This window comes from Secundilactobacillus collinoides DSM 20515 = JCM 1123 (assembly GCF_001435975.1).
GTDB lineage: Bacteria > Bacillota > Bacilli > Lactobacillales > Lactobacillaceae > Secundilactobacillus > Secundilactobacillus collinoides.
Genome location: NZ_AYYR01000072.1, coordinates 1 through 6,337, shown reverse-complemented (window position 1 = coordinate 6,337; position 6,337 = coordinate 1). Strand labels below are relative to the sequence as shown.

Here is a 6,337-nt window from a genome sequence, read left to right as displayed (position 1 = left end):
CTTCTTCATACCAGTACCTCCAGAGATTTCTGGTTCAAGTACTGGGGTTCGGTCCATGGACACCTTACAACAACAGGGAAAGATTCTGCACCCTGGGGTTTCTAACTGGGCTGCCTGGCAGATCATGGATGCCCTGCACATTTCTGAAAAAGAGCTGCTAGCGCGGTTTGCCATTATTGAGCCGTTGTATAACTTGGCCAAGCGGCAGTCCGAAACAGAAATTTTACCCATGGCTGAAGCAAAACACCTTGGCGTAATCAGTTACAGCCCGCTTGGTGCTGGACTATTAACGGGTAAGTATGGCACAAATAAACAGCCCAAAAGCGGCCGATTAGTGACCAGCAAAGTCAACCAGCTGCGTTACGAAGCCGATATGGGGATAGCGGACCGGTTTACGGCCTACGCTAAGGCCCACAACGTTAACCCGGTAACGTTGGCCATCGCCTGGGTCAAAAGTCACCCAGCCATCACGGCACCAATCATTGGTGCACGAAACGTTGATCAACTAGAACCAGCCCTAGCCGCTGCTGATTTTGATATGTCTGCTGAGATGCGTGCGGAGATCAGTGCTTTGGCACCGGCGCCGGATCCAGCAACCGGTCGGACGGAAGAGAACAAGATCGGCGCGTTCAGTACAAAGGGCGTTTGGGACAAGAAATAAGCGCGTCATCAATTTGGAGCAGGTCTCATGAAGAAAGCAGGTGAACCGGATGCGCTCAGTTGCGCGCATAAATGCGTATTATGCAATCGTTGATGCTGCTGGTCAAAAAATCATCGATTGGCAGGCACAGGCAAAGGAACCGTTAACTTATATCTACCACCACGCCGATGCACGCTTATTGGTCTGTCAAGAATCCCCTGATGATCAAGATGACTGCAGTGTCGTCCGGGAGATCGACCCGCAGTTTGATATGAACAGCTTGGGGTTAAAACCGACACCAGTGGGTCAGACTGCAAGCCGGTTGATTGGCGTCTTAGACCAGCTTTTTCACATGGATCTGCAGACGGGGACACACCACTACGGGCGAGCCCATGCGATTCGCCTAGCATACCTCAGTTTGTACCTTGGCGAAATATCGCAGTTATCGTATCGGGATACATTTTTGCTGATCTACTGCAGTTTTCTGGCTGATCTGGGTCACAAACAGCCAGATGACACGAGTTTAACCGGTTTATTGAACTTCTACCGGGTCATTGCGGCCGGTGAATTCAATCTCAACAAGCTGAGCCGAATGCTGCACATCATTACGGCAAGCGTGACTGATGCGTTTGAGTGGACCCGTACGGACACCGAGGCCCTGGTTACGTTGCTGACGAAATCAAAGGGAACGCCCACCACTGACCACTTAGCGGATTATTTTGAGGATGGTCAAACGCTGGAACAAATCCGCTTCGGCAAACTAGTTGATTTAAGTGCCCTGCACCTGCCGATTTCGGCACGACTGTTATACCTGTCGCGCGAGGAATTGGCGTTGAATCCGGATTAAGCGCCACATGGTGACGTTAAACTGCTTCCAGCCAGAGGCGCTGGGAGCTTCTTTTTGTGTTGAAGGGAAGCCTTTTGGCATTCAAGTGAATCACAGCCATGGAGGTGCTGCTTCGGTGCGCGGGCACAACCAAGTCCATATTGGATAACCGGATGTGGCGAACCGCCACTGTGCTGAGTCGCGGAATATGACGGGCGGCATCACCTGAACGTCTCAAGGTTTATCAAAATTTGATTTAACGAAACTGGTTTGAGAAGTCGCAAAAGAATCAATAATTATGTCACTACAGAATGAGAGAGGAAGTCATCAAGAGGTAATGTCAAAGAAGAACATCTGGATCGTCACTGCGGCTTTGCTGCTGTCCAACGCTATGATCGGCCTGGACGCCACCATTATTAACACCGCGTTGCCGGCCATTATAAGTGACCTGCACGGTATTCAACTCATGGGCTGGATCGTTGCGGTATTTTTACTAGGTACGGCGGTCAGCACTGCTATTTGGAGTAAATTAGGAGAACGGATCGGCAATAAAAAAGCCTACCAAATTGCCACGCTGACCTTTGGTATCGGCGCATTTTTGGAAGGTATGTCACCCAGCATTTGGTTTCTGATCGGCGCCCGACTGGTCATGGGAATCGGTGCAGGCGGCATGAACGCGCTGCCGTTTATTATTTACGCTGACCTGTACGATAACATTAAACAGCGGGCCAAGATTTTGGGTATCGCCACAGCTAGTTATAGTACGGCATCCATCATTGGACCGCTGGTGGGCGGCTGGATCGTGGACACGTTCAGCTGGCACTGGGTGTTCTATATTAACGTTCCGCTGGCGCTGATCTCCATCATTGTAATCGGCATCTATTTCAAAGACGTGCTTCACGCTCACGACAACGTTCCGTTTGACTATCTGGGTGCGCTGTTACTTGTCTGCGGGTTGGTCTCACTGTTGATGACCTTTGAATTGATGGGTTCAACGACCGTTGTCGGCATGGTCGCATTACTCGTTTTAGCAATTGTTTTACTCTGGTTGTTATTCCGCAACGAATCACGGTCAACGGATCCAATCATTCCGATACGATTGTTTAAAAACCGTGAACTGGTGATTGACCTGCTACTCTTTATCCTGATCTGGGGTGCGTTCATTGCCTTTAACGTCTACATTCCAATGTGGGCGCAGGGTATTTTAGGGACTTCGGCCGTTATTGGTGGGGTGACACAGATTCCAAGTTCGATCACTAATTTTATGGGGTCTGAATCCACGTCCTACTTAAATGGCCGGGTTCGGCAGATGACGCTGGTAATCGTTGGTATTGTGGCACTGATGGTCGCGTTCGTTATTATGATCCTTGGGCCGACGACCATGTCTTACGTGGGGTTGCTGGTGGCGTCAGCCTTTGTCGGTGTTGGTGTCGGGATGTGCTTTACGGTACTTCAAATCAAGGTGCAGACGGATGCTGAGTCCCGGGATGTCCCGATTGCGACCTCGTTTAGCTACCTGGTCCGGATGCTGAGCCAGACGTTCACGTCATCGATTTTCGGGGTTGTCCTGAACCGCGCACTGGCAAACGGTGTTGGTAGTAGTCACGGCCGCATTTCCATGGCCATGATGAACGAATTGTCGGACGCGTCAACATCGGCAAATTTACCCAAACAGTTATTGCCGGAAATGCGGACGATTCTGCACACGGGTCTGCATAACATTATGCTGATTGCGGTTGCCATTTTGATTGTTGCGCTGGTTTTAGCCGGCGTCAATCTCTGGCGAACTCGAGCCGCCGCAGCTGCTGTCCGCGCTGAATAGAAAAATAATTTACAAAAAAATGCTTTCCCTGATTTGTCTGGAAAAGCATTTTTTAGTCTTATTTTAGGCTGATTGTCCGTCATTGTGATGGGGTTCGTGTTTTAACACTGATTGAATCAAATTTTGTTGTTCTTGAACTTGGATGAAAAAATGCTGGAAATAAGCAACATCGGTTTCTAAATAATTTGTAATGGTCATTGACTGATCAGGTGTGGTGACGGTCATTGACTGTGTGGCTCCGGAAACGTGCTGCAATTCAAGCTGCTCAATATTGGCTAAATTAATGGCCGTCAGATAGTTGGTGAACGTATCGCCCGTTATTTTGTAAAGAAAATGATTGGTTAAGAAGTAAGTGATGTTCGGCCATGCATCATCCAGCGTTGAAAACGAACTGAGCCACAGATCATCGGTGGGTTCGATATCAGGATCGTCATTTGGCAAGCGAGACAACTGGTCTTGCTGCGTGTCTAACTGCTGCCAGTATTGTAAATCGTTGACCAGCCGTAAGATGAATTTTTCAATGGATTCCTCGTTGTAACGGTTATCCGCATAGGTTGAACTAATATAAGCTTGATGTGCCATGTTTTGCCTCCTTTGGCGTTTAAAAAGACTGGGGAGCGGGAGGGCGCCTCAGTCTGATTAGAATAGGATGTTGCCAGTGATGATAACCGACCGTTATTGATATCGGGGGAGATAGCCGGTCACGCGATGGATGCGCGTTTTGTTATCATTCTGGTACAGGTAACAGAATAGCCCTTCGAGTGCACTCGAAGGCAAGTAAATAATGACAAATTTTGAATTTTGATGATTGTTTAAACTTTTGCTTGCCTTAACCTTACTGTAAGGTCGTAGAATGATACTATTGGCAAAATGCATGGTAGACTATTACCAATTAACGGACGTTAAGCCATTATTCAAGGATATTAGGGCATGAGATGATTAGGAGGAATGACCATGAAGAAATTATTAGCAGGAACATTTGTATTGAGCGCCGCTTTGGTGGTAGCTTATTCCCACTTTTTAGATACGTTAGAATTGGGGAAACGTGAGTAGGTAAAACGACTTAATTGACAAATTATAGTGAACGTTTGGTGGATCTTTTCACCAAGCGTTTTTTGTTGGATCAAACAACGTCATAGTCGCTATTTACCAGTATTATGGGTAGAATAACATTAAACAGTCTTTAAATGGGGTGGTGTTAATGGGTCTATTTGTCTCGTCATTCATTATTATTCTAGCCGTTGCCGTCAGTGATATATTGGCGCGATTGGTACCCAAAATTTCTAGCAATTATATTAATATTTTCATTGGTGTCGTTGTCTCGTTCATCCCAGCACTGCAGTCGCGCGTACTGGCGTTTGACAGCGAGGTATTTATGGTGCTGATACTAGCACCCTTACTGTTTTTTGAGGGGCAGCGCACGCCAATGCAGATGGTGGGCAAACGGGTCAACACGATTATTGGCACGGCGGTGATTCTAGCAATCCTATCAGCGATTTTAGCGACCATTATCCTGAAAGTCAGTTTCACGATTTCCTTACCGCTGGCGCTGGCAATGGTGGCAATCAGTACGCCAACGGATGCGACCGCGCTGGAATCTGTGACGGCGGGTCGTCAGTTTCGAGACAGCGTGAAAACGCCTTTGAAAATGGAGGCACTGTTCAACGACGCCACTGGTCTGATTCTCCTACAAGCTGGACTGATCTGGCTTAGCACTGGGCAGCTCAACGTCTGGCAGGATCTGGGACAACTCGTGATTTCCGCGGGTGGCGGTGTCGTTTTTGGTGGCGTGCTCGCAATCATTTTGATGCTGTTTCGACAGTGGCTGGTTCATTCCTCACTCAACGTCATCTCTTCGCAGACATTAATTTACGTTGTCTCGCCGTTTGTCATCTATGTATTGGCGGAAGAAATCGGGGTCTCAGGTATTATTGCCGTTGTGACTGCGGGACTGGTCAGCAACAGCGAAGCCACCCGAAGCCGTTTTTCGTCACCCGCCCAAATGCATTTGGGTGTGGTGATCACCAACTTTGCGACGACGGTACTGAACAGCGCTGTGTTTGTCATTCTGGGCATTAGCCTTGGCCGGATCGGACGAGAACATTTTCAAATGATTACCGGTTCCCTGACATGGCTGCTGATGGGACTGGCGATTTACTTGGTGTTGTTGGTATGCCGGTTTATTTACGGCAAAGCAACCATTGGTGATAAATCACGCCAAACGGCCGTTTTGTTTGCGCTTGGCGGCGTACACGGCACGGTGACGATGGCAATGACGTTCTCGGTGATGAGCGATTTTTCTACGCACACCTTTAACCTGATCGTGTTGGTGGAAACCGTCGTCATTATTTTGAGTATGCTGGTGCCGACAATCGTCTTTCATTCGCTGCTACCGGTGGATTGGGATGACCACCGCCGTGCCTACTACGTGCAACGGCTTCGTCAACGTGCAGTTGAAGCCGGAATTAAGCACGTCAAGAAGATGGTGTTATCTGACCTCGTCAAGGATATCGTCATCTATGATTTACGCGATCAAGTTCGGGCAAATTCGATCCACAATTTTTGGCAACAGTGGCGCAACGTCACACTCCACCGAGATGTTTTGACCAGTATACAAAGTGTTGAACAACGCCGGGCACTGATGCAGGCATTTGACAAGGAACGAGAGTATCTTTATCACGTGGCCAAGAAGCACCTGGTTAAATCGGAATATGTTTATGAAGTTTACAATGAAATACTATTAGCAGAATCGCTGGTTCTGGATCCCGAAAGCCAAATGATCTAAACGAATAGGCATGAATTGGGGAACGATAACTTGGCACGGCTAATAGCGGTTGACGAAAATGAAAGACAAGCGTTTTTTAGAGTCAAACTTTTGTACAATTGAACGATAGGTTGAGTGTCAGTAGCGCCAATATGAAAAGCGCTACAAGCTTTGGGAAACGGGAGCTTGTGGCGCTTTTTTAGTTCATTTAAATGTAAGGTTTTCAAAATCCCTCAATTGTCAAGTTAAGTGCAACACTAATGGCCTATTCTTATAATTGGTCTA

General features: G+C 47.8%; 5 protein-coding genes. 4 read left to right on the top strand and 1 reads right to left on the bottom strand.

The genetic code is table 11. From position 1 onward, the window contains the following. The 3 genes from FC82_RS11765 to FC82_RS11755 form a co-directional block, all read left to right on the top strand. Positions 1–661 (top strand): aldo/keto reductase (locus FC82_RS11765; protein WP_162260950.1); only part of this gene is annotated, 661 nt, incomplete at its 5' end. Between the two features lie 49 nt (positions 662–710). Continuing rightward, positions 711–1,487 (top strand): hypothetical protein, encoded by a 777-nt coding sequence (locus FC82_RS11760; protein ID WP_063285741.1) that lies wholly within the window; start codon positions 711–713, stop codon positions 1,485–1,487. A 316-nt stretch (positions 1,488–1,803) separates the two neighbouring features. Further along, positions 1,804–3,288 carry an MFS transporter gene (locus FC82_RS11755; protein WP_054762875.1) on the top strand — a complete coding sequence of 495 codons (1,485 nt, stop codon included), beginning with the start codon at positions 1,804–1,806 and terminating at the stop codon, positions 3,286–3,288. Between the two features lie 63 nt (positions 3,289–3,351). Here the strand turns inward: FC82_RS11755 and FC82_RS11750 are convergent, their stop codons facing one another. Further along, positions 3,352–3,870: a hypothetical protein gene (locus FC82_RS11750; protein WP_054762873.1), complete on the bottom strand. Its 519-nt coding sequence runs from the start codon at positions 3,868–3,870 to the stop codon at positions 3,352–3,354. A gap of 619 nt (positions 3,871–4,489) precedes the next feature. Here FC82_RS11750 and FC82_RS11745 point away from each other — a divergent pair. Continuing rightward, positions 4,490–6,073 (top strand): cation:proton antiporter, encoded by a 1,584-nt coding sequence (locus FC82_RS11745; RefSeq protein ID WP_056997098.1) that lies wholly within the window; start codon positions 4,490–4,492, stop codon positions 6,071–6,073. Positions 6,074–6,337: the final 264 nt, after the last annotated feature.

Bases quoted from the DNA above. Each gene is read 5' to 3' on its own strand.
- FC82_RS11745 (WP_056997098.1), top strand. From the start codon at position 4,490: ATGGGTCTATTTGTCTCGTCATTCATTATTATTCTAGCCGTTGCCGTC.
- FC82_RS11755 (WP_054762875.1), top strand. From the start codon at position 1,804: ATGTCAAAGAAGAACATCTGGATCGTCACTGCGGCTTTGCTGCTGTCC.
- FC82_RS11750 (WP_054762873.1), bottom strand. From the start codon at position 3,870: ATGGCACATCAAGCTTATATTAGTTCAACCTATGCGGATAACCGTTAC.
- FC82_RS11760 (WP_063285741.1), top strand. From the start codon at position 711: ATGCGCTCAGTTGCGCGCATAAATGCGTATTATGCAATCGTTGATGCT.